The sequence below is a fragment of the Bariatricus sp. HCP28S3_D3 genome (genome assembly GCF_052065755.1).
Classification (GTDB): domain Bacteria; phylum Bacillota; class Clostridia; order Lachnospirales; family Lachnospiraceae; genus Allocoprococcus.
In genome coordinates, this window is record NZ_JBQHTK010000020.1 from 16859 (window position 1) to 41623 (window position 24765).

13 protein-coding genes are annotated in these 24765 nt (G+C 45.4%); all 13 read right to left on the reverse strand.

All coding sequences use genetic code 11. The annotated features are described in order from the left end of the window. Window positions 1-71: 71 nt before the first annotated feature. The 13 genes from ACTNB3_RS12115 to ACTNB3_RS12175 all read right to left on the reverse strand — a co-directional run bounded on the left by ACTNB3_RS12115 (window position 72) and on the right by ACTNB3_RS12175 (window position 24397). Window positions 72-1967: a DUF5688 family protein gene (locus tag ACTNB3_RS12115; RefSeq protein WP_441025928.1), complete on the reverse strand. Its 1896-nt coding sequence runs from the start codon at window positions 1965-1967 to the stop codon at window positions 72-74. 145 nt (window positions 1968-2112) lie between these two features. After that, the gene (locus ACTNB3_RS12120; RefSeq protein ID WP_441025930.1) at window positions 2113-2397 is read right to left on the reverse strand and encodes a transposon-transfer assisting family protein; all 285 of its coding nucleotides are present in this window, start codon (window positions 2395-2397) and stop codon (window positions 2113-2115) included. 25 nt (window positions 2398-2422) lie between these two features. Beyond that, the gene (locus ACTNB3_RS12125) at window positions 2423-5068 is read right to left on the reverse strand and encodes a DUF3849 domain-containing protein (protein WP_441025932.1); all 2646 of its coding nucleotides are present in this window, start codon (window positions 5066-5068) and stop codon (window positions 2423-2425) included. Window positions 5069-5124: 56 nt separating this feature from the next. After that, window positions 5125-13104, reverse strand: a complete 7980-nt coding sequence (locus ACTNB3_RS12130; RefSeq protein ID WP_441025934.1) for an Eco57I restriction-modification methylase domain-containing protein — start codon at window positions 13102-13104, stop codon at window positions 5125-5127. 351 nt (window positions 13105-13455) lie between these two features. Further along, complete coding sequence (locus ACTNB3_RS12135; RefSeq protein WP_441025936.1) at window positions 13456-15576, reverse strand: DNA topoisomerase 3; 2121 nt, start codon at window positions 15574-15576, stop codon at window positions 13456-13458. 86 nt (window positions 15577-15662) lie between these two features. After that, on the reverse strand, window positions 15663-16469 hold the full coding sequence (locus tag ACTNB3_RS12140) for a CD1107 family mobile element protein (RefSeq protein WP_441025938.1): 807 nt from the start codon (window positions 16467-16469) through the stop codon (window positions 15663-15665). After that, on the reverse strand, window positions 16450-16746 hold the full coding sequence (locus ACTNB3_RS12145; RefSeq protein WP_441025940.1) for a hypothetical protein: 297 nt from the start codon (window positions 16744-16746) through the stop codon (window positions 16450-16452). Before ACTNB3_RS12145 ends, ACTNB3_RS12140 begins: the two co-directional genes overlap by 20 nt. An 11-nt stretch (window positions 16747-16757) precedes the next feature. Then, a complete protein-coding gene (locus tag ACTNB3_RS12150; protein WP_441025942.1) occupies window positions 16758-19841 on the reverse strand; it encodes a CD1108 family mobile element protein in 3084 nt (1027 codons plus the stop codon). Window positions 19842-19912: 71 nt separating this feature from the next. Further along, window positions 19913-20434 (reverse strand): hypothetical protein, encoded by a 522-nt coding sequence (locus ACTNB3_RS12155; protein WP_441025944.1) that lies wholly within the window; start codon window positions 20432-20434, stop codon window positions 19913-19915. 28 nt (window positions 20435-20462) lie between these two features. Then, window positions 20463-22856, reverse strand: coding sequence for a VirB4-like conjugal transfer ATPase, CD1110 family (locus tag ACTNB3_RS12160; protein WP_441025946.1), 2394 nt, complete (start codon window positions 22854-22856; stop codon window positions 20463-20465). Next, the gene (locus ACTNB3_RS12165; protein ID WP_441025948.1) at window positions 22853-23242 is read right to left on the reverse strand and encodes a PrgI family protein; all 390 of its coding nucleotides are present in this window, start codon (window positions 23240-23242) and stop codon (window positions 22853-22855) included. The genes ACTNB3_RS12160 and ACTNB3_RS12165 overlap by 4 nt, the downstream gene beginning before the upstream one ends. 55 nt (window positions 23243-23297) lie before the next feature. Beyond that, a complete protein-coding gene (locus ACTNB3_RS12170; RefSeq protein ID WP_441025950.1) occupies window positions 23298-24167 on the reverse strand; it encodes a VirB6/TrbL-like conjugal transfer protein, CD1112 family in 870 nt (289 codons plus the stop codon). A gap of 17 nt (window positions 24168-24184) precedes the next feature. Continuing rightward, window positions 24185-24397: a Maff2 family protein gene (locus tag ACTNB3_RS12175; RefSeq protein ID WP_441025952.1), complete on the reverse strand. Its 213-nt coding sequence runs from the start codon at window positions 24395-24397 to the stop codon at window positions 24185-24187. Between the last annotated feature and the right edge of the window lie 368 nt (window positions 24398-24765).

Genomic DNA, 24765 nt, shown 5'->3' on the forward strand with positions numbered 1-24765 from the left:
AAAATATAGGACCTCGGAGCAGTGCGAAGGCATTGTCCGAGGTCTGTTGCTGTTAAGCGAAAGAGAAATGTTTAATCGAGAGACGGAGCATGGGTGTGACTTTTTTCAGGTTTTGGAGTTATAGTTTTGGTTGAAACCTGTGCCTGTTTGTCACGCAGTTTACCAAGAACGGAAGGCCGCTGTTCCGGATGGGATTCGGTATCATCCCCGGGAGTAAGTTTGTTTTGGGTGCTCATGCGTCCATCAATACAGTCGTAGTTTTCTTCCTGATATTCTTCTGCAGCTTTCAGGTAGTTTCGTTCTGTTGGAGAAGCCGGGGCGGCTGCGGAGTCATTTGTCAGAGAAGCAGTCTGGACAGCAGTTTTATCGGAAAGGAATCCCTGTTCCTCTGTAATCATACGTACAATATCCTGATTGAATCCATCCCAAAGGTTTTCTGCCACCAGTTTACCTGAATTGTCTACAACGACATTTGCTACATCGGAACCAAATTCATCGTGTTCCATTAAAAAGAAGTCATGTCCCAGAATTTCTTTTTGTTCAATGGTGTGCCAGGTGCCATCATGTCCTTCCACATGCAGACCGGCAGTTTCAAGGGAAACAGAGGTAAGAGGTGAGAAGAACTGCGGAACTTCTACAAAACCGATGCTGTCGCAAAAATGGGCAGTATCCCGTCCGTTTTCATGGAGAACAACGACATCACTGACCGACATGGAACGTCCACGGTAATCTGCAGGGTGTTTCAGATTGAATTTCTCAAACAGACTTTCCAGCACTTCCGAGGTCTCTGCCGGATTGCCGTTTCCATCCAGTGCAGGGACGGAGCCGGAATAGACTTTCTCATAATTTGACGGGTCAACCTGCAGATGGAGATGTTTCAGTGTTTTCAGACTGGAGAAGCAGAAGTCACGGGTATCATCATCGGATCGAACCTGATAGATATCATATGAGATTTGATCAGATGAATGGGAAGGGGGAAGCAGATCACCATGTTCTAAGCGGAACTGTCGATCCAGGGCGTTTTCCAGTATGCCGGTCTCACTATTATAAAACTGTACTTTGTCTGAAAGACGATCCTCTTCTGAGACTTCCGTGGCATTCACTTGCTGTACCATGTCAACCAGATCTTTTGCAGTGAGATCTCCAGAAGCAGGCAGGAGAAGAAGTTCATGGACCGAAGAAGGGAGGATATAATAATCTCCGCCGAGACAATCGGAGGCTTTTTGGAGGATGTCTTCTTGAGCGATTAACGAAGCTCCATGCATTTTATCTGCGTTGGTCAGAACATACATCATAGTAGACGGAGTATCGTATGATGTGTCAGCAGGTTCTTCCAACAGATTTACAGGTTTTGATCCAAAGCCCATTGTCTGTAACATTACGGATTCCAGATCACAAAGCATGGGATGACTGTCCTGCTGGACAAGTAATGCATCCTGATGAAGCTCATCTTTCGAAATGCCCCAGGAGTTCAGGAGCGATTCTGTGACAGTAACACTGGCGACATGATCCGGATCTGCATTCTGCGGAATCTGAATGTGGTAAGTCATGGAATAATCGCTAAGTTCTGTATGAACCAATTCTTTCAGTCGTTCCATGTTCTCACTGGTATCGCAAAGATGAATCGCGAGATGTTCTTTCGCAGCTTCATAGTTGCTAATGAACGCTTTCGTATCTTCAGGAGAGAATGGAAAACCAATACTGCAGGTTGCAATGGTGGATTCCGCAATATCGTTCATGACATCTTCAAGATGCTGACCATCCTGATATGCTTCATAAAAGTTGTTTAAATAAAGGACCGGAGCGATAGGGGAGGCGTCTCCATCGGAAAACATGATACCGTGCAGAGTCTGATCATTGTGTTTGATCGTATCCTGTGGGGTGATCCGGATATCGGACAGGTTTTCCGGAAGATGTTCCGGGAGATGGTTTGCTACATAATCGAAAAATTCTTTCTGGTTCATCATATTTATCTGTCTCCTTTCGAAGTACTGGAATTTTGGGATTTGTTTTTAGCAGATGACAGTGCAAGAAGTTTCTGCTGGTAGGTTTCTAATCGGTGGTGAGATGCTTTTTGAATTGATGGACGATGGTAAGTGGTGGTTTCAGGTTTCATAATGTACTCCTTTCGATAGTTTCATCCTCATCTTCAGCAGGAAAAAGAGGAAGTTCTGAAAAGCGCTGATCCGGGGTCGTATAGAGTTTTTCCAATACTTTCTGCATAAGCGAAAGCATTTCCGGATCATCAACGTAAGATAAGGCTTCTTCTATCTCCGTAATGAGAATGTAACGGTTGCTGGTGTTATAAATACAGATTAAATTAATTTCTTCTACGGTGTAGTCCATAGAAAATGGCAGAACATATTCTGCTGGGGATTTTGCAGGATGGTTCATCATCAATGTCTCCTTTATGTTTTTGTGCCTACAGTTGTGGTTTTGCTTTTTCAGGCGTTTTAGGAGAGGAATCGTTGGAAGATAACTCCGCCTGTTTGGCTTTCAGTTTCTTCAGAACAGAAGAACGTCTTTTTTTCCCTCCTTTCGGTGAAGGTTTTTCTTTGGAATCGTTCTGTTTTGGGCTTATGGAATCTTCCTGCCGGGAAATATTTTTGTTTTTTTCCTTTTCCATGGCCATCAGATCACGGAAGGCGGCATCAATCATGACAGGATGGCAGTTGACAAGGTAGTTCAGCCGCGTATCATGACTGGGATCTTCACTGGCACCGGGAATCCTGATCTGATTGGCAGCTTCCCGGATTTCTGTATGGTACCTTTTGTCCCGGGGAGCCAGCTGTATGGTTCCGGCAAGAACAAATTTGCAGCGATCTATCCCATACCGTTCCACCATTTTATCCAGAAATTCCGGTACCTGGTGGTTGTGGTAAGCAAGAGAGTATTCTTTGGTAAATTGAGCTGCACAGGCTTCATTTGCATTGTGGCAGATGCGCCATTCATCCATAGTTCCCTGCTTACGTGCTTCTACCAAGGTCAGAGGATGAAGCGGGCATTTTAAATTGTGTTCGTATGCATCCAGCATTTCAGAAAAATGATCTGGATCAATTCGGATCGGTGGTTCATTGATCGAAAAATCACAGGATTTCAGAATCTCGTTTCGGGCTTCTGTGAAAGTCATGGATTCGTCGCCAATCTGACCGCCATCCAGTAGATGCAGATTTCGGTCATAGATGCTGTAATCCCAGGAACCATCACTGGCAGATTGAATCTGCAGATAGCGCGAACCGATCTGCAGAACCGTTTCCTGTTCGGGCTCCGTTGTCATGGCTTCCAGACGTTGAATCAGCTCGGCTGCGCACGCACTGTATTCAGAATCTTCTTCTGCAATGTCTTTCAGCCAATCGATTATGTACGATGCATCATGATTGAGAATGCTGTCTAAAACCTGTGAAAAGGTGGATTCTTCCGCTGTGTTGTCCGCATACTCGTAAGGGTCGAAGTTATAGGCAAATGTATCAATATCTGCAGCAAGGCGTTGAGGGGTGTCTTTGATTTCAAAATATGGATTCTGCCATGTAGAAAATGGCTGCAGTTCCGTAATGGATTGCTGGTGTGAAGACGGTTTCAGGGCATCCATCTGTCCCTGCTCGTAGAGTTCATCAAAGGTGTTCATGTATTGCTGCTGTTGCATTGGAGTAAGATCACTTTGCTGCAGCTTGTCAGAAAAGTGATCTCGGGTAAATGATTTCATTTCCTCATTGGTCATGTTCCGGTGAACAAGAACCTGATCGAATCCGATTTCCGATCCTAAACGGGAAAGAATTTCCAGCACCTGAGTGTCAGAGCGAAGCAAATCCATTTTCGAAAAGTCTTCCAGTAAAACATTTTTTCCGTTTTGTACATGCAGAAGGTCAGCAGCGGAGGGGGGCTCTTCCCGTTGAATTCCAAAGGTAAGACGGCTGTAAGGAAGATGATTGCTTTCATTGACTGCAGATTCTGCATTGTAAGGCTGTCTGCGCAGTTCCTGAAAGCGGTTTGCTGCTTCTTCAAAAGTATTAAAATATTCTATTGGAGTTTTGTCTTTTGCAGTATTTTGTCCGGTCCAGGTCATAAGATCTGGAATGATGTAACATCTCCAGTTCGTTTTATCAAAAGGTTTGTCCATGTTTTGCTCCGATGAGTGTTCAATTTGAAGTTCTGATAAATGTTTTTCCAGGTCAGTAATAATGGATGTCGATGTATCGCGGATGGTCTGTAAAGAGGCTTTGAGTTCCGGTAAGGAACGATCGGAAGACCATGTGCCTATGTAACCGAAAGAATAATCACTGGTATCCAGCCCAAAATGCTCGGAAACGACAAAGGCAATACTTTCTGCTTCCACTTCTTTTGTCGCTTTATCTTTCTGAGCAGGAAGTTTGTGAACAGGCTTTGTGGTATCAATGTCGTGCAGCCGGGAGTGCGCTAATTCATGGATGGCAGTTTTGACAGTCTGGAGTTCGCTCATACCCTCGTTTATAGCGATTCGTTTCTCTGTAAGACTGAAATACCCATTAGCTCCACTGGTAATTGATTCAAATTCAATGGGGACAGTGGAAGTGCGCCGGATCGCATCCATAAGTAACTCATATTGCTCCACATCTCCAGTCAGCTGGGGAACATCCAGTTCCGGAAGCGGTTTGCCTTCGGTATCTGATACATCAAACACAGTCACGACTTTAAATGCAGGCCGCTTGACGGCAATGCTCTCCATGACAGGATCTCCGTTTTCGTCTAAAACGGGCAGTTTGGTGACAGGATCTATTTTTTCGCGTTCGACAAAGGTATTGGTTTTTACTGGTGCCGGGGCGAATATTTTGATACCGTGAGATCCTTTTTTGGGATGGCGTTCAAATTTTTTGTCCCAGGTGGTGTAACCGGCTACCAGTGAAGCGTCCGGTTTCTGCATTGCAATGAGAATGGAATTGCTGTAACTGTAGTTGTGAAAACGGGACATTACTTTCAGATAATCCTGATATTTTTCGGAACTGAGGAAATCTTTGATTCCTGCTTCCAGACGCTCGGTCACTTCACGAATCCGTTTTTGCTGTGTTTCATAAGAGGTGTTATTCTGAGGCATAACTAGAATCTCCTTTTTCATCCGCCGGATACCGATCTATCCGGCGGGAAAGAAATTTACAAAGAGTGCTCTTTTTTGTGTGATGATGCGCTTTTCTGTTCATTGGCCAATGTTTGAGCTTCCCTGAGTTTGTCCAGGACAGAATGTTTTTTGGGTGAGTCGGCATATGCCTGACGGGGAAATATGGCTTTTGCCGAAGATACCGCTTGTGGTTTGGCATGTTCATGATTGGAAGATGGAACAGCATCCACTGCAGATTTGGTTGGTGAGGGGTCGGATACAACTTCTTCGCTGCTGATATCCATATCCAGCATGGCATTGACTTCATTCAATCGTGCCTGCTTCTGGGACAGTTCTTCTTCATGAGGAAAAGGACGTTCCAATTCTTCTCTGGCTTCAGCGATCTGGTTTTGAAGGTCTTGAAGTCGTTGATTTGCCGTTTCTATTTTTACTTTTATGTTTCCTAATGCATGATTGATTCGGCTGATATTGCCGGAAGGATCGGTACCCACTTCCGTCATATGGCTGACTTCTCCTTTTAATGTCAGATTAAATTTCTGCGTGAAGGAATCAAACTGTACCTGTATGGGAAATCCGGCATATTCCCCAATCGTGCCGCCGGAATGGACCGTTTTCAGTTCGGCGCAGGCAGCGATGATTGCGGTTCCGGCTTCTTTTCGATCCGTGTATTCCTTTCCGGTAATGGTCATTTTGAAGTGCTCTGCATCAGATGGTAAATTTGCCTTTACAGTGTCCTGATCTTTTTCCAGACCGTTAATCAGTGCCGTGGTTTGGGAAAGCTGTTTTGGGTAGCTTTTCAGAAGAAGATCTTCCAGCTGATAGTGCCGGCTGGTATGACTGGCTTTCATCAGCTGCAGCTTGGATACCTGCATATCCAATTCGGTCTTTTCCATAATCAGCGGATTGCCGGAGGCCAGAGCTTTTACTTCTGCATATTTCAGGGATACTTCATCTGTATCTTCGCAGGAGCGGGCAGGGGATTTACTGGTCATGACCTGACCGATGAATTTCTGCTTATTCTCCAGTATCTGCCACATATACGCATCAAAGGTACTTTCCGTCAGGTAGCGGAAGATATGGACGGATTCATTCTGGTTTCCCTGCCGGAGAATACGGCCTTCCTGTTGCTCTACGTCAGATGGACGCCAGGGAACATCCAGATGATGGAGTGCAACAAGTTTATCCTGGATATTGGTCCCTGCACCCATTTTAGAGGTGGAGCCAAGAATCACCCGTACCTGACCGGAACGGACTTTTGCAAAAAGGGATGCTTTTTTTGCATCCGTATCAGCATCATGAATAAAAGCGATTTCTTCCGGCGGGACACCTCTGGAGATCAGTTTTTGTTTGATATCGTCATAAACATTAAAGGAACCATCTCCCTTCGGCGTGGATTGGTCACAGAAAATGACCTGTGTAAGTTTTGATTCAGCTGTCTTTTCCCATAATTCAAAGGTTTTTGTTATACAGGAATTGACTTTGCTGCCGGGATCGTCTGGAAGAAGAGGATTGATCAGACGCTGATCCAGTGCCAGTTTCCGTCCATCGTTGGTTACACAGAGCATATTGTCTACAGATGCATCAACAAGACCGTTATGAATGGCTTCTGCACGTTCTCCCAAAGCAGCGACCATTTCCTTCTGGGCATCGGAAGGAGGGACAACAATATTTTCAAAAATTGGTGTCGGTGTTGGCAGGTTCAGCATGTCTGCAGTCTGAATGTCTGCCGTTTCTTTCCACACACTCATCAGTTCCGGAAGATTGACAAATTTGGCAAATCGTGTTTTGGCACGGTAGCCGGTTCCTTCCGGTGCCAGTTCAATAGCGGTCGTTGTTTCTCCGAATTGGGCTGCCCAGGAATCGAAATGTTGTAAGCCCATTTGATGCAGCGTATCTGACTGCAGATAGCGCATGAGTGTAAAGAGTTCCGTCATGCTGTTGGAAATCGGTGTGCCTGTGGCAAAGGTAATGCCGCGTCCGCCGGTAATTTCATCCATATACTGGCATTTCGCATACATATCTGAAGATTTCTGGGCATCTGTGGTAGAAATACCGGCAATGTTATTCATTTTGGTAAAGGTGTAGAGATTTTTGAAGTTTTGGCTTTCATCTACAAAGAGCCGGTCAACGCCGAGTTCTTCAAACGTTACGACATCATCCTTGGTTTTTCCTTCATTTAATTTGGTCAGCCGGGCTTCCAATCTTTTTTTGGTGGCTTCCATCTGTTTGATGGTAAAGTTTTCCCCATTGTTGTTTTTGACTTCTTCAATTCCCTCGATTACATCTGTGATCTGTTGTTTCAGGATTGCTTTCTGGCGCTCCGGTGAAAGTGGAATCTTTTCAAATTGCGTGTGCCCGATCACAATGCAGTCGTAATCGCCGGTAGCGATGCGGGAACAGAATTTTTTACGATTGGACGGTTCAAAATCTTTTTTGGTAGCAACCAGCACTTTGGCATTGGGATAAAGGCGAAGAATGTCAGAACCCCACTGCTCAAGCAGATGGTTGGGGACAACAAAAAGGGATTTCCTGCATAAACCAAGACGTTTGCTTTCCATTGCGGCAGCGATGCAGCTGAATGTTTTTCCGGCGCCGACAGCATGTGCGGCCAGGCAGTTACCGCCATACAGGATATGAGCGATGACATTTTTCTGGTGCGGGCGGAGCTTGATGGCAGGATTCATACCCGGAAAAGACAGGTGGCTTCCATCGTACTCTCTGGGGCGGATGCTGTTAAAACGTTCATTGTAACGCTGTACCAGTGTTTCACGACGCTCTGGATCCTTAAAAATCCAGTCTTTAAATGCCTGTTTAATGGCATCCTGTTTTTGCTGTGCAAGAATAGTCTGGTTCCGGTTGATTACCCGGCGTTCATTCCCGTTTTCATCGATTTTGGTGTCATAAATTTTGGTTTGTCTCTGATTCAGTGCATCTTCCAGTAAACGGTAAGCAGAAGCACGCTCAGTACCATAAGTTACATTTGCGGTGATGTTACCGGAGTCAACACTTTTACCCTTGATGTTCCATTCCCCGGTACTTTCTGCATATTGAACCGCGATTTTGCCGCGATGGATCTGATACCATGGAGTATGTAACAGTTCCTGCATAAATTGTGTGATCAGCTGCGGTTCAATCCAGTTGACTCCCAGCCGCACTCCAATTTCGCTTGCAGTCAGTTCTTTGGGCCGAACCTGTTTTAAATATGCTACATTGGAGGCGAACTCCGGATAATTTTCTGCGAAAGTAATCGCAGTCTTTAATTTTTCACGCACATTGCCGGAAAGGTATTCATCTGCTGTCTGCCAGCATTCCGAAATCGGCTCTTTGAAAATCAGTCCATGCAATTCTTCGCAGATTTCTTCCTTACTTTTCCCATACAGTTCTGACATGTAGTCCAGATCAACACAGGCTTTTTCTCCCATGGAGACAGATAAGGCTTCAACAGCAGTATCAACGGAAGTAACCGGTTCCGGTTTTTGGATCGTTCTTTTGGAAAAGATGTCTGCTTTTCGCTCCAGTTTACCATCTTCGTCCACCACTTCCAAAGAGGAGAGCAGGTAATAGGAAGAATCCTGACTGAAGGCACGGCGATTACCGGCACTGTTGATTAAGCCGAATTTTTCGCTGAAACGGTCATATTGCTGGTTTAACAAGTCCATCTGTTTCTGAATTTCATGGTCGCCGGCATCTTCTAACTGCATATTCAGAAGCATCCGGGTTGTGTCCCGAAGCTCTACCATACCTTTGATGCGCTCTGTAGTTGCGGCAGGAAGATCCATCCGGTTCATCACTGAGTTTTCACGGTAATAAACATGGTTGTCTAGGACTGTGAAACTGAAATTTTGTACAGAAGGATCGGCGGGAATGCTTACCTGCAGATCCAGATCGCTGTCTTCCAGTACCTGATTGGAAATTGTGCCATGGATATGGAGAGCAGCTTCTTTTAACTGCTGTTCCAAATCGGTATCCGGGAAAGGAACGACCGTTACTTCCTGTTTGCCATATTGAGTGCTTACGGTAGAAAAACTTCCCAGGACCATTTCCGGGTGACTGGTGAAATACTGGTTGACGGTATACCCCTCCGCAGTTTTCCCGAGACTGACCCACTCTGGCATTTTGAGCGGTGCCCGGTCTCTTTTTTGCAGGAACAGGATGTCTGCTACAACATCAGTACCTGCATTTTGCCGGAAAGCATTGTTGGGCAGGCGAATGGCACCCAGCAGATCTGCACGTTGTGCCAGATATTCTCTGGCGGAAGACGATTGTTTATCCAGTGTACCGCTGGAAGTGATGACGGCTACCACACCGCCAGGGCGGACCTGATCCAGTGATTTTGCAATAAAATAATCATGAATCAGAAACTTGTAACGGTCATAACTGCGATCTGCTATCTGGTAGGCTCCAAAAGGAACATTACCGATAACTACGTCGAAGAAATCATCAGGAAAATGTGTGTGCTCAAAACCGTCTATGGTAATGTCTGCTTTTGGATACAGCTGTTTAGCAATCTGACCGGTAAGGGAATCCAGTTCCACACCATATAGATGGCTGTCCCGCATGGTTTCCGGAAGACATCCGAAAAAGTTCCCAATTCCGCAGGATGGTTCCAGAATGTTGCCGGAAGTAAAGCCCATATTTTCCAGTATTTCATACATTGCACGGATGACTGCCGGGCTGGTGTAATGGGCATTGAGAGTTGAGGAACGTGCGGCTTCATATTCCGGCGGGGAGAGCAGTTCTTTCAGCTGTGTATATTCATCAGCCCAGCTCTTATTGTTCTCATCAAAGGCCATGGGGAGGCCGCCCCAGCCAACATAGCGGGACAGGATTTCCTGTTCTTCTGGTGTTGCAGAACGGTCTTCAAAGTTCAGTGTCTGGAGCAGTTTGATGGCTTCCATGTTGGCATGAAATTTGGCTTTCGGTCCGCCGGCTCCCAGGTCTTCATTTGTAATCTGGAAATTGACCGGTTCCTTAGAGGGAATAACCGGAGACTGCCCGGTATCTTGGAAGGCTGTTTCGGGTTCTGCAGGAATGAAGGATTCTTGTGAAAACTCTGATGTGAAAAGGAGCTGTTCTTCCACAAGGCTGCGGACATCCTGTAAATTTTCTATTCGTGTAATCGGGAAACCGACTGCCTGCAGGAAGGTCAGGTCAATCAGGGAAACTTTCTGTGTTTCCAAATCGATGGAATCTATACGGAACAGACGCTCGTCAATGGAAAGCTCTGCACCAATCGGTATGTAATCTTTGGAAGGAAGTTCCTGGACGGGCAGTTCTCCCTGATTGGATACCGGTTCTGACAGTTCTTTTTCAGATTCGTTTGGAGCAACAGGTTCCATGGGATTTTCCGTCTGTTCAGGGAACAGGGTAAATTCCCCATTCTGAAATTCCTCAATATCCTGCAGATATCGTTGATCTTTTGGGAGAGTATGATAATCTTCCGGAAGCTGATTGACGGAATTCTGCATGAAATCAACCAGTTCTGCAACAAATTCCGGATGAAGCAGTGCTTCCATGATTTTTACGATATCCTGCTGATAGCGATCCTGATCAATAAAGTTCCCTTCCAGCTGGATCGGCATCTGAAGCTGAATGTCTTTTGGCATATCAGCACGAAAATGGGTAATTTCCCTGGCAAGATATTCGATTTCAAAGGCAGGTTTATACGTCTTTTCTTCTTGTGTCAGAAAATGGTCCGTCTGGATCAGTGACTCGATCAGTCGGGCTGCTTTTGTCCAATTGAGTGTAACCGTGTCCGTGGTGCCATCTGGAGATTCCAGTGCGTATTTTAACCCGCGGCTGCTGTATTCAAAGGAAAGAAAGTCATTTCCCTGAGTTGCAGGATAGGTTCCGCCCATAATGCCATATGAATTCTGCAGATAATTGGAACGGATTTTTGAATCAGTATGCTGCAGGAAGCAGGAATAAATACCGAGTTTCGTATCACGGCTGCGATTGCAGAGGTGATCCTGTATCTGGTTAAATGGGATATACCGCTGATGTGATGGCATCAGAAAATCATCGGAAGTATGGTAGATTCTGTTTGCGAAACTCAGCCGTTCCAGACGGTCAAGCAGCTCCGGAATTTTGTGATAGTGAAAGCGGAGAATGCTGTGGTCCAGTTGGTAATCCTGATAAAATTGCTGCAGTATCCCAATCTGGCGTTGCAATTCATCTGGATTTTTGAGTTTTTCTGCGAGATGCGCGGTAGCTTCCGGATATCCTCCGGAAATTTCCTCCCGGTCGAAATAAACGAAAGAAAAGTTTTCGTAATCAAAATCGCGGTAAAGATACAGCATGGATAGAGCGGTTTCTTCCCGTTCAAGCTCCATGGCATTGTCTATGATGCTCTGAGAAGCATAATGTCCGCTATCCAGAAGTTCCTGAATCCGGTGTTCGGCATCTTCCCAGGAGACATATGCTTTTTCCCCGGCGGAGTATAGATCATCTCCCAGTGCAAGCTGAATACCGTTGTGGTTAAAACCAGCAACGTAATCAGTGCCTTCCAGACGGATACCGGTTGTACTTTCACCATATTCTTTCGCTAATAAAACAGCCCGTTTGGGAGCGGGAATATCTTCCAGATAAAGAGCGACAATCCGAAGCTGGCTATTTTTATGGTTGCTGCCTCCGGTGAGCAAATCATCCAGGACTTCAGCTGGAACAGATTCTATCAGCATAACGGGTGTTTTTTCAGCACCAAGATCCTGCATCTGTTCATCAGCAGAAGGAAACTGCGGCAAAATAAAAGCAGCGGAAGATGTGACATCCTCCGCTGCCGGTTCTTCGGTTTTGCGTGTATCAGACTTGCTTAATTGTAAACCAGTTCGGTCAGCACGATTTCCTCTGCCATCTGATGCAGGGAATTCATGTGTGCTGTCCAGCTCAGTGGGTTCGTTGCTTTGTCGGGAGCTGGATTCGATTGAAGCAGCTGGTTCGTGATTCGTTCGATTCTGGTATTGGCTGTCCTGTCGATCTCCAAAAGGTGTTCGGTCAGTTTGCCGCTCAGAAGAAGTGTCTGGTACGTCCCGCCCCGATGCTCCTTCAGATAGGTTTTGCGAAGCATCCCATATTTGCCTGGAATTTCGCTGGGCTGTTCGTCTATCATCAGATTCGGGATCAGATAATCGCCGGTTTTGGTGTATGTCAGGGTTTTGTTCATGATCGTTTCCTCCTGTTTTCTCTGAACTTTCATGCTTTAAAGTGATAAAATTATTATAAGATACGTTACCTGGATTTGCAAGATGGTTCTGCCTGTAATTTTCGTGTTCAATGGAACGAATTTCACGTCCTATGTCAACGAGGATCGGGCGTACGGTTTCATTGGCTGCAAAACCAAGCTGGCTGACCGTAGCAAGCGTATCGAATTCAGAAATATTGAGGAAAGATTCAGCATTCATATATTCGTCAGGATCAAAACCGCACCTGCGAAGCAAAGTGTATTGAATGCTGCTGGTTAACAGTTCACGGAAACGGACCTTCAGATTCAGTTCATCCAGATCTTCAAGGAAACTTCCGGGAACCGCGTATTGGAAATCATTAAAATAATCATCCGCTGCATCTCTGGCAGAAGAAGCAGCAATCGCCTGAAGGGCATCAGGCAAGGACAATTCTGATTCTGTAAGGTTATAGGTATCAGACAGATGATCCAGAATTGCGTTTGTATATTCTGGTTTCATTTCCCAGAGAAATGGTATCCGTCCGTTTCTTCCGGGATGAGTGTCTGCAATATCAAAAACGTATTTAAGCCTGAGTCGGGCACCGGTATCATCGATCAATGCGATGCCGGTGGAACCACGATTGACCCAGCGGTGCATTTTTTTGTTCCATATTTCAATGGAAGCGCAGGCGGTTGCATCCGGTTTCTGGGCATGAATCAAAATCTGTTCATTGAAAGAATATTTGTAGATTCTGGAAGCGGTGTCCAGAAAGCCCATCCAGTTTTCCGGGGTTCGTGTAATGTTGTATGTAGTCAGTTCGGATAATTCACTGACTTTTTTTATGGTACTTGCCATGGCCGCCTCACAGTCCGTACCAAAGGTACTCGGTTAAAGAACCTGTTCGGAAAGTAAACTCCAAAGCAGACTCCGGAACGAACCGGTAACCGGTTGATGTCCGGGAAATGGAGTGATGTGTTCGTTTCATATCATTACGCTCCTGTTCTACGGTGAAAAACCGTTTTTTTAGCGGCAAAGATCATGCCTTATATTTCTAATCGGTAATAGGCGCAGGAGCGTAAAAAAGCATAAAAACAGCCGGACTTTATCAATCCGACTGTGAGTTGTGTGATTATGTATTTGCAGCATTGATAGGGAATTTTGATTTCACTGACTTTTGTTCACGGTGGACAAAAGTAGAAAAGAAGATTAGCGGGGGTTACTTTTGCTGTTGGGAAATTCCAGTTGAAAACTTGCGATACGGGAACCATTTTTATCCACCGTTTCTGTCAGAACAAGGTCTGCGTCAAACATTTTTCCGGTTCGGGCGGAGTATAGGTTTTTCATGTGGGAATGTCCGTTTTTTAAAAGTTCTGTTGCCAGTTTTTTTGTCATAGAGCATTTCATCTTCTCCAGATAACTGCTTTTTTTCCAAAGACAGAATCCACAGTTCCGGTCAGAACAGTAATAACTGGATTTTCCGTCCAGGACACGTGAGCCGCACCAGGGGCAGGCACCAATGGAGTCGGAGGAATTTGTGGATGTGGAAAAAAGCTGCTTCTTTTCCGGTGATGGTGCAGAAGTCGCTGTTACCAGCTCGTTTACCATGTGAATGATACCGGAAAGAAAGGCTTCATCGGATACCTCGCCCCGTTCAATCTTCATCAGGGTATTTTCCCACTCTGCTGTCATAATCGGAGATTTTAATGGCTCCGGCATGACAGAAACCAGATTCATTCCTTCCTGAGTAGGAATCAGGTTTTTCCCTTTTCGAGTGACATAACCGCTCTTTACGAGCTTTTCCAGAATCCCGGCTCTGGTAGCGGGGGTTCCCAGTCCTTTCTTTTCTGTGTCCTTATCAAAATTGTCATTTCCCGCTGTTTCCATAGCGGCAAGGAGCGTATCTTCCGTGTAAGCTTTGGGCGGAGAAGTAAAGTGATTTGTAATCTGTGTCGCTGCAGTCCCCATATTCTGCCCGTTTTGAACGAATGGCAGGGGTTCCGGATCTTCTGCATTTTCCTTTTCCGTACTGTTGAGTTTTTTACGAAAGCATTGCTCTGTCTCTTTCCATCCATTGTCAAGGATGGTTTTTCCTTTTGCGGTAAACTCTTCGCCATTGCAAACTGCAATAATGCTGGTTTCCTGATAGCGATGTTTTTTGCCGGTGGCGCAGATCAGGCGCATGGCAATTTGTTCCAGAATATTACGTTCCGGGGCTGTCAAGTGGGAAAGGTCTGCCTTGGCAATTTCAGCGGTAGGAATAAGGGCATGGTGGTCGCTGACCTTCTTATTATTGATGCAGCGTTTTACATCGATGTCCTGATTTGAACCGGCTGTAAAAGGAAAGATGCGGCGGCATTCTGTTACAAGACGGTAAACGGATGATTCCATATCTTCTGTGATAAACTGGCTGTCAGTTCTGGGATAAGTACATAGCTTCTTTTCATAAAGTGACTGTACAGTATCCAAAACCTGTTGGGCTGTGTATCCGAAATAACGGTTGGCTTCTCTCTGTAACGTGGTTAGATCATAAAGCCGGGGCGGTGCTGCGGTTCGCTCTTCCTGTTTGACTGAACGGATTTCCAGGGGATTTCCCTGACAAAGTGTGGAAAGGCGATCCGCTTCTTCTTTATTGAAAATTTTCTCCCGGTGTACGGTCAGTGCTCCGGCAGTCAGGTGGAGATTCCAATAAGGCTGTTTTTGAAAGTTTGCAATCTGTTCGGATCGTTCTGCCAGCATGGCAAGAACGGGAGTCTGTACCCGACCTACCCGGAGCAGTGTACCATACAGGCTGGTATAGAGTCGGGTGCCATTAATACCGACCAGCCAGTCTGCCTGAGAACGGGCGAGTGCAGATCGGTATAGATTATCATAATCCGTACCGGGATGCAGATGGGAAAAACCATCCAGTATAGCAGAATCTTCCATACTGCTGATCCATAAACGGAGAAAAGGTTTTTTGCATCCTGCCTGGTAATAGACGTTTCGGAAAATTAATTCTCCTTCCCGTCCGGCATCGGTAGCGCAGATGATTTCGGTAACATCTTTACGGTTTAACAGTTCTTTTAAAATACGGAACTGTTTCGCTTTATCCGGGGAGACAGTCTGCTTCCATGGATTCGGGATAATGGGAAGGTCTTCTTTTTTCCAGCTGATGTATTTTTCATCGTATGTTTCTGCATTGGCAAGACCGATCAGATGTCCGATACACCAGGAGATCAGATAACCGTTACCTTCGAGATATCCTTCTTTTTTGTTGGTAACATGCAGTACTTTGGCGATGCTTTGTGCAACACTGGGTTTTTCAGCTAATATAAGACGGTATGGCATAATTTGATTCCTCCTGTAAAAGCGGGCGATCAAATGGTGCGACCGCCCGTTTTGGGGTCAGGGTTTATCGAATTCCTGACATTTATTTACTGCTTTTCATCGGCATCCTCTTCAATTTCCGGATAATCCTGGAATGGAATATTCCCATCGGAATTGGTACCTTCTTCTGAAAGTTCCGGAGCATCCTCTTTTTCAGATTCAGTCATTTCTGCCTCTTCCTCCATGGCATCATTGATATCGTCCGGCTGCTCTTCTCCGCCGTAAGCGGTTTCATCTTCCTCGTCTTCCATATCCTTTCCAGGACGGATCTTCAGAACGTAGTATGCACCAACGGCTCCGATGGCAAGAAAAATCAGTAAAATGTATCCCAGAGGACTTTTGGAATCTGATTTTTCTGTTGGGCCTTCTTCTGTTTCACTGGGGAAAGTCGTTTCTTCAGATTCCGTTGTCGATTCCGGGGCATCTGTATCCAAGGATGTGACCGGGCTGTCCTGGGACTGGGATATATCAGTGGTATCGTTTTCCTCCTCTTCAATGAAATCCTGCAGATCCGCTTCATCAATCATGGACAGCATATATACATTATCACTGGTACGGTCTTTGTCGATAATAAGAAAAAAAGTGTTATTATTTTTGGTTGTTACGGTGTAAAAAAGCTTATTCTGGCTGGAATTGGCTTCATCCTGAAGTGTTCCGTTTCCATCAGCAGTAAATGGATTGGTTCCTGTTTCTTCAGAATAAGAAGTATCGGAACGGTCAATGACCGGTTCGGAACTGATTTCGGTTTCGCTGCTGTTTTCATCTGTATAGGCAAAAGCTGTGGTAGAAAGCCCGAACATCAGGCAGCCACATGCAAGAGCAGTCAAGAGTGTTTTAATCTTCTTCAACTTCATGGTTTTCCTCCTCGCTTTCGGAAAATGGTGTGGGTGTTGTGGTGGCATTTATTGCCAAAGGGATCAGGGCGGACAGATCTGTACCGCCTTTTTTCACTGCCTGAACAAGTGCCAGCATATCATCGGCAGAGAATTTGGCATTACGGATTGCTGCAATCATCTCTGAGTTTTCCAGCTGACGTTCCTGTTCCCGCAGTACTTCCAGTTCTGACTGGACGGTTGCAAGAATCTCTTCTTTGCGCTGAATTTCGTTTCGGACTTTTTTGAGTGGTTTCATGGATTCCCTCCTTAGTTTCCTACACGGCCAAATGCATAGAAATGGGACTGCCAGTAGGATGTTTCAATGGATGTATACTGGATTGGATCTCCGCAATGGATCATTTGTCCATTACCGGCGTAGATACCTACGTGGGAAACACCGGGTGTATCATAAGTTCCTTTGAAGAAAATGATGTCACCAGGTTGTGCTTCTGCAGCACTGATCGGGGTGCAGATATCGTAAATACCCTGTGCGGTCAATCTGCCCATGTTGTAGACTCCTGAATTGGTGAAGACATAGCTTACAAATCCGGAACAGTCGAAACCGGTTGAAGGACTGGATCCGCCCCAGACATAAGGCATACCCAGATATTTTTCGGCTTCTTCAAACAGCCTGCGGGCTTTTTCGGTTGTGAGGGCTGAACCGCCGCCATAGATAGAGCTGCTTCCTGTATTTAGATAGAAATAGGGATTGTAGTAATCTCCTTTGTACAGAAATTCAATGTGCAGATGGTTTCCGGTAGAGTTGCCGGTAGATCCGACTGCAGCGATGACATCCCCGGACTTCACTTCCTGTCCGGCACTGACGTAGAGCGTTTTGCAGTGGGCATAAAGTGTTTCATACCCCTTATCGTTTTTTATTACGATGTAGTTTCCATAGCTGCTGCTGTATCCGGCAGTCTGTACAGTACCATTCTGCACGGAAAGGATTTCGGTTCCTTCCGGCATGGCGATATCCAGACCCTTGTGAAGTTCTACATCTCCGTCAGTAGGAGAGGTGCGGTAGCCGAAATAGCTGCTGATATTACCATGCCAGTTATATTCAAAAGGAGAACCGAGAAATTGCCGGTTTCCTCTGCTGGAGGTATAGATATCATACAGGTCTTTCTGGTCGGTATCCATACGGTCAGAGACAACAAACTGGAGATTTTTAGAAGTTAAGGTAACATAGCAGACTTTTACATTTTCGGTTGTTGTTACCTCTACTTCCTGGATTCCGTTATCGTCAGCTATGTAGGCTTCCCAGGTCTGGTGTCCATGAGCGGAAGCTGCAGAATGGTTATCGTAATATACATCAAACTGCACTCCATACTGGTCAAAATTACCGGTGTCTTCAACTGTGTATTCCACGCCGTTCATGATCACCTTTGTCCCCATGGGAACGAATGGATTGGACGCATCCACTGCAATGGTATGTGCAGCCTGAGGGTATACACCGCTGGCGGTTGGTCCGCCCGACCATTGGCCACAGCAGATGCTGCAGTTGCAGTACCCGCTGGTGACAACACTTCCCAGAGACTCTCCGACACGAACGGTCTTTGTGATTGTCCGGGTTTCATTGATTACTTCTTCTGTCAGGTGGTACTGCAATGAGAACAGTGTGTTTAGCTCCTGTTTGATCTCACGATTAAATGTGAAGCTGCCGTACTTCGCACAGAGGTAACTGATCAAAATAACAGGGTCATGCCCGATTTCGCCCAGGTTATAGTTGTACTCGTCACAGCCGCTGTGCCGGCTTTTGATTGTATCAATCTTATGCTGGAGGTCAGCCTCCAGCTGGGTGTAATACATATCAGCCTGGGTAATTTCTGAATCTTCGGCAGGCCATGACGAAGCGGTAATGGTGCCAAGTGTCTGGGATGCGATGACAGAACAGGATTGTAATTGGGTCATCAGGAAAACAATCAGCAGAATCAGGGCAGTCAGAATCAGTCCGCCTTTTTTATGTGTGACAAAAAATTCTTTCACAGCAGCGGCGGTACGCTCTGCAGTAGAAGCGGTACTTTCAGCCGTCTTTTCAGTAGCTTTAGCTCCTTCTTTGGATGCTTTAGCAGCCTGGGCTGCTCTATGTTTATTCTGTTGTTTTTGGAAAAAACGGTTAAGCATCTTATTCCCTGCAGGATTATGCTGTTCCGGGGATGGTTCTCCCGTATGAAATGTTCTTTGTGTTTCATACGGAGACTGGTGCAGATGAGACTCTTTTTTCTGTTTTACTTTCTGCTCCCTGAGACGGCTGGATTTTCGAAGATTTTTCGTTTCCCGGATGCCTTGTTCTGCCAGGATTTCAGTCTTGTGGGCTGCTTCTACAGCAGAATTATCCTGTTCCGATTCATGAAGTTTACCGTGGATCGCCACAGCAGTGACACCGGCAGCAAGTCCGGTCGTCTTTTTGGTGCTGGATTTGACCATACCTGCCATCGTGGGTTTCCCGGTTTCTTCTTCTGGAGTAAATTGCAGACGGGATTTGGACTTCTTTTCAGTCTGTGTTTTTCCAGTTGTTTTTTTGTTTTTTTTCTGTTTTTCTGCAGTAGATGTTTCGGAACAATCAACAGCTTTTTCGGAGGCGGTCCCGTGGTTTGCATTTGATTTTTCCTTTGACGGACTCCGTGCCTGATCGGAATGCTTTTTGCTGTTTGGCTGCTTTGCATTGGATGCCTTTGTTTCCTGATTTTTCGTGTTGTTGCCGGACTTTTTTGAATTTACAGATTTACCGGCGGAAGCAGCCGAGAATTCGACTTCCTTTTTTTGCTTTCGGGTCGACAAGTTCGGTCCATCCGGCTCTTTTTCACGAAAGAGTCTCTGCTGACGATTTTTTTTGGCGGTTTCCTGAGCAGCATTTCGTTTTACAGGCGTTTCTTTTGGGGTGCGGTGGGTAAAATCCTGTTCACGCTCTGTAATGGAATTTTCCGGTTTCTCAACTCGGTGTTCCATGATAATCCCGTTATCTTTTGGCTTTGTATCGGCATTTGAAGTTGCGCTATGGGATGTTTTCACCGTTTTCGTCTGTTGACTGATAACGGCTGAGTGGTTCTCCGGGGGATTTTTGCCCATTCGGAATTTTCCGGATTGTTCTTTCACACCTGCAGGATTCTGGGACTGTCGATGCAGTGGATTGACCTGGTTGTCCTTTGGGGTAAAAACTACAGATTTTTCGGCTGAATCATTTTTCGAGGGAGTTCCTACATTATTAAATGGAGTTTCTGAATGAGATGGATCTGCAGCTTGAAAAGGTCCTGCGCTTTTGTCAGAATCGGCAGTAATTTTTTGTACCAGTCCGTCATGGGTCATTTTCTGTATATATTTGTTTTTCGACCGATGGCGTTTTCGACTCATTGCTTTTTTTCACCTCCTATCGTTGGAATTTTGCAGGAATCCCGGAAAAGTTCTGGAATCCCTGCCGTATTTTATATCTGGGAAATGGGAGTCAGTTCCATGTTGTCCCAATGGTTCATGGATTCTCTGGCAGACTGGATGACCTGATTGATTTTTTCAGATTCTTCAGCGGAAGTTTTCAGTTTTACAGCAAGGTGAGCCAAAGAATTTGAGAGGGATTCTTTTGTGCGGTGCTGGTCGTAGAGGAAGAGAACTGTTTTATAGAGCGAATGGCAGTCATTCATCAACAGCTTAAAATCCTCTGCAGTCAGTACAACATAATCTTCCGTTGAGAGTGCTTCAGGCGTGTTAAAAACCGGGCAAGGATGGTCGTCTGCTTCTCTGCAGGTGCCGCAAGCTGCACAGTTGCCACAGCTTGGACAGTCGCTGCAGGAATCACAGTCTCCGCAGTTTGTTTCATCCGGTTCAGATTCTTCATAAGAAGAGTCGAAAGGTGGATAGCCAAGGGCAATCAAATGTGGATTACACGCATCCAGAAGCCGCAGCAGTTCCAGATAGTGCATTTTTTCAGTTTCAAATTCAGAATGGTTCATGGATGGATCCTCCTTCATGATGTACAGATCAGACATTTTCAGTTAATTTGGTACTCATAATGCGATACAGGTTGTTATGCGGAAAATGGTCGCGGAACGGGATGATCACGTTTCCATAGAATAAAAGTCCTTCTCCTTCAGAACTGTTGGTCACATAAGAGAGCTGATGAGTGGAAATGTTAAGTGCTTTGGCGAGAATCTGCCGGTCCCCGCTGGCCTGGTTGAGCATGTATATAAAGTCGCTGTTTTCAAATATGTTCTCTATTTCGCGGGAAGAGAGCAAATCTTTTACATTTTGAGTAATTCCGGTTGGAATTCCGCCCCATTTTCTAAAACGTTTCCATATTTCTACAGAGTAAGTTGCGGTCTGTTCTTCTTTGAGAAGCAGATGGAATTCATCACAGTAGAACCAGGTATGTTTATGGGAATACCGGTTTTCTGTGACCCGTCCCCACACCTGATCCTGGATAATGAGCATTCCCAGCTTTTTCAGCTGTTTTCCCAGATCTTTAATGTCGAAACATACCAGACGGTTATCCAGATCGATGTTTGTCTGGTGGTTGAATACGTTTAGGGAGCCATGCACGTAGATATCCAGAGTGGTAGCGATCCTCTTGGCTTTGGGATGGTCATAGGCAATAAGATAATTATATAAATCTTCCAGAATCGGCATATTTTCCTGTCGGGGATCTTCCAGATATGGCTGATAAACGGCTCGGATTGCCTGGTCGATGATGGAACGTTCTTCTCCTTCAATTCCGTTTTTCCCCATAATCAGTTCAAACAGGGACAGAATGAATTCTGATTTTAAATGCAAAGGGGAATCATCTTCGGAGTAGTTCATGTTAATGTCCAAAGGGTTGATGTAGTCTGCACTGTTGGCAGCAATTTTAACGACCTGCCCATGGAGAGCATGGACTAATGCAGCATACTCTGCTTCAGGATCACAGATCAGGATAGAGTCATTGGGGCAGACGAGAAAGACATTGGTGATTTCACGTTTGGCCGAAAAACTTTTACCACTTCCAGGTGTGCCTAAAATCAGGCCGTTTGGATTCTTCAGAAGTCTTCGGTCTACCATAATCATGTTGTTGGAAAGGGCATTTAATCCGTAATAGAGGGATTCGCCATGCTGGAAAAGTTCCTGGGTAGTAAATGGAATAAAAATGCCGGTGGAACTGGTTGTTAATCCGCGTTCAATGGGGATCAGATTGGATGCAAGCGGAAGACTGCTCATCAGTCCGGCTTCCTGCCGGTAATCCAGTCGGCGCAGATTACAGTTTGCCTGTTGTGCAATGGAAGAGGCCCGGAACAGGTTGCTTTCTAACTGTTTGCGGGTGGGTGCGGTCATCATGAGGATGATGGTTACAAGGAACATGCGCTCGTTCCGGCTTTGGAGATCCTCCAGCAGTTTTTTTGCTTCTGTACCAAATGTCTGCAGGTCAGAAGGAAGAATATCCATGTCATATCCGGAGCGGACCGCTTTTTTCTGTTCATCCATCTTCATCCGGTCAAGGTCAGTGATTTTGGATTTGACGTTTTTGATCGCTTTTGTCTGATCAAGAGAGTGGATATGCAGTGTCAGGACCAGGTCGCTGTCTATATCAAGGAATTGTGCCAGCAGCTTGTCTGTCAGCTCAGGGGCCAGAATCTGCAGATAGGAAACAGCTCCGATGCTGCCTCCCATGCGGAAATACCGTCCGTTCCTGAAATCAAGAGATGTTGGAGCGATGAAGTCTTTGGTGGTAAGCCCGCTTTCCAGAAGGCGGTCATAACTGAACAGGAAAGGTTCACGGGAATCAGAGTTTAATGTGTCATGCATGATTTTCAATCGGTGGTAGCCGTCAACACATTCGGCCCGGACTCCCAGGATTTTGAAATTAGAGAGAATGTCCGATTCAATTCGTTCCAGTCGCGATTTGGCTTCTTCATAACTGGAAGATTCAATGGAAAAACTGATGTACTTGACTTTCTGCATCCCATTGTTCCCTTTTGCCAGCTGGTTCTGCAGCATCTGGGTATATTCCTGTCGAATTGCATCGAAATCGTCTCCGCAGGATGGAATATCGATCATCTGCCGGTATTCGGTGAAGTTGATATGCTGATTGATAAAGGACAGCTGAAAATGAATGGATGAGTCAAAATAGTTGAGAAAGTCGCACCAGCTTTCAAAAATGCTTGCTTTATCTTCGTTCTGTGCCAACTGATAGTTGATGTCAAAAAAGCGGACCGTTTTGGAATATCGACCATCTTTCCCATGACAAATGCCATCCCGGTACATGGCTTTGTAAGGAAGACTTTTTTGTGTCGAAGGAATTTCTCTTTTCTTTTTCTTCTGGTTGTGTCCACGGGGAAACATCCGGGAGAAGAAGCGGTTATTCTTTTTTGTGTCAGCCGGCTTCGCAGCTTTTTTCTGTTTCAACGGTGTATGCCTCCTTTTTTTGATTTTGAGGAAGACTGGGAAGAAACCGTTTTTTCCGTGCTTTCCAGTTCTTCCAGCTGGCGGTATAAGTTTTCCACCTGATAAGTTCTCACCTGTTCATGGAGTAAAAAACGGATGAAATTTCCCAGTATCTTCTCAAAAGGCAAGCCATCTTTTTCATACATAGCAAGGAAGAAAAATGGAAGCATGATGAGAACCATGAAGATACCGGAGGTCGAAGTACCAAGGGTATCTTTGGTTAAGATATAAAATGGAATCCCGACTGCGGCAGCGGCTCCGAAGCAGATAAGCTGTCGCTGGGTCAGGTTGAATGCAACTTTGGATTTGACTTTACTCAAATCTTTTGGAACACTTACATATGCCATTGGATATCACCTCCTCGATTTTTGCAGGTATTATGTTTGTAACAAATCGCACTTTTTAATGTGCTCCGAAGATGGAGCGGGCAAGGCTGCTGGTTTTCAAAAGGGAAAGACAGAGGATGACGGTGTATGCTGCAATGCTGAACAATGCCATGTGGATATCAGATGAAATGGTCATGGCATTGACCAGGACGGCGTAGATCGCCACGCAGACCATCATAAAGAATCCCTGGAAGCCAAGTGCCAGGAGCGATTTGAAATAGTTTGTTCCGATGGTTCCCCATTCCCTGTTTGTCATGGTTGCAAACGGGATCGGTGCAACGGAAACGGTCAAATATATTTCAATCATCCTTCCGTAGAGAATTACGGTGATCAGGATGGACATGATTTTGAGTGTCAGACTGATAATGGATGTTTCCAGTGTTAATTGAACCAGACCACCTAATTCCATGCTCTCCATCTCTGTCTGCATGGAGGCAATGGTAGTGGTGATATCAATACTTGTATTGTCGGTAATCAATCCCCCTGCATGATTTACTACTGTCTGTGCGACATCGAATACTGCCATTGTGATATCGAAAGTGTGGGAGAGAAGATAAACAGCCACGAAGGCTTTAAATACATACTTGAAAAAGATAAATGTATCTACATCGTGCATGTTGTTTTTCTCTGTAATCGCAGTAATCAGTTCATAGCAGAGAACAAAGGTAATGATTAAACCAGCGATTGGCACTATCACATTGTCAGAGAGGGATTTTACCATGTTGAAAATACCGGAATTCCAACCTTGTGGTGTCTGCCCTACTTCCGTAGCGATAGTGCCAACCTTGGTATTGACATCGTCGAAAAGGTTGGTCAAGTTCGAGGTAATTATGCTGATGAGCAAATTACGGATCCACTCTTCAAGGGTATCGAGTATCCCGAACATTGATCCACCTCACATTCTTAAAACAGTCCAGAGAGCAGCGGAATCAGAGTCGTGCCAATCAGCGCCACACCACCACCGGCCATCAGCTGTTTCATCCCCTGAGACTTGGCGCCAGGATTGTCATTGCCATATCCTTCCAAAAGGTTGACGGCACCCCATACACCCAGGCCAGCACCCAGTGCAATGACAAGCGTCTGCAGAACATCAACGGCAGAGTTGAAAAAATCCATATATTTGTACCTCGCTTTCTTTAAATATGTTTTTGTTGAGATAGGACTGCTTTTAAATAAGCAGTAATTTGATTGGGCGAGTGCCCGGAAAGAAAAGAATATGCCAGCAGAAGCTGGCTAAATGAAGCCGGACATGGTAAGAACCTCCTTAGTTTGGAATTGAGAGTGGCAGAGTTTTCTGTGATGAGCAGAAAAATGCCGTTAGCAGATAATGCTTACACTCAAAATCGCTGTAAAGGGGGTTCACGAAAAAATAATGGGATAAGAAGAAACTCGTATTTTGAAGTTTAAAATAAAGGCAATCCAAATGAACTTTTGTCCATGGTGGACAAAAGTCGGGTGATTGATCAAACCACAGTATCTTCTTA

Coding starts and splice junctions, on each gene's coding strand:
- ACTNB3_RS12125 (WP_441025932.1), bottom strand. CDS start 5,068: ATGCCTCAGAATAACACCTCTTATGAAACACAGCAAAAACGGATTCGT.
- ACTNB3_RS12140 (WP_441025938.1), bottom strand. CDS start 16,469: ATGAAGTTGAAGAAGATTAAAACACTCTTGACTGCTCTTGCATGTGGC.
- ACTNB3_RS12135 (WP_441025936.1), bottom strand. CDS start 15,576: ATGCCATACCGTCTTATATTAGCTGAAAAACCCAGTGTTGCACAAAGC.
- ACTNB3_RS12165 (WP_441025948.1), bottom strand. CDS start 23,242: ATGGCATATGTAAGTGTTCCAAAAGATTTGAGTAAAGTCAAATCCAAA.
- ACTNB3_RS12120 (WP_441025930.1), bottom strand. CDS start 2,397: ATGATGAACCATCCTGCAAAATCCCCAGCAGAATATGTTCTGCCATTT.
- ACTNB3_RS12130 (WP_441025934.1), bottom strand. CDS start 13,104: ATGGCAAGTACCATAAAAAAAGTCAGTGAATTATCCGAACTGACTACA.
- ACTNB3_RS12145 (WP_441025940.1), bottom strand. CDS start 16,746: ATGAAACCACTCAAAAAAGTCCGAAACGAAATTCAGCGCAAAGAAGAG.
- ACTNB3_RS12115 (WP_441025928.1), bottom strand. CDS start 1,967: ATGATGAACCAGAAAGAATTTTTCGATTATGTAGCAAACCATCTCCCG.
- ACTNB3_RS12150 (WP_441025942.1), bottom strand. CDS start 19,841: ATGAGTCGAAAACGCCATCGGTCGAAAAACAAATATATACAGAAAATG.
- ACTNB3_RS12170 (WP_441025950.1), bottom strand. CDS start 24,167: ATGTTCGGGATACTCGATACCCTTGAAGAGTGGATCCGTAATTTGCTC.
- ACTNB3_RS12175 (WP_441025952.1), bottom strand. CDS start 24,397: ATGGATTTTTTCAACTCTGCCGTTGATGTTCTGCAGACGCTTGTCATT.
- ACTNB3_RS12155 (WP_441025944.1), bottom strand. CDS start 20,434: ATGAACCATTCTGAATTTGAAACTGAAAAAATGCACTATCTGGAACTG.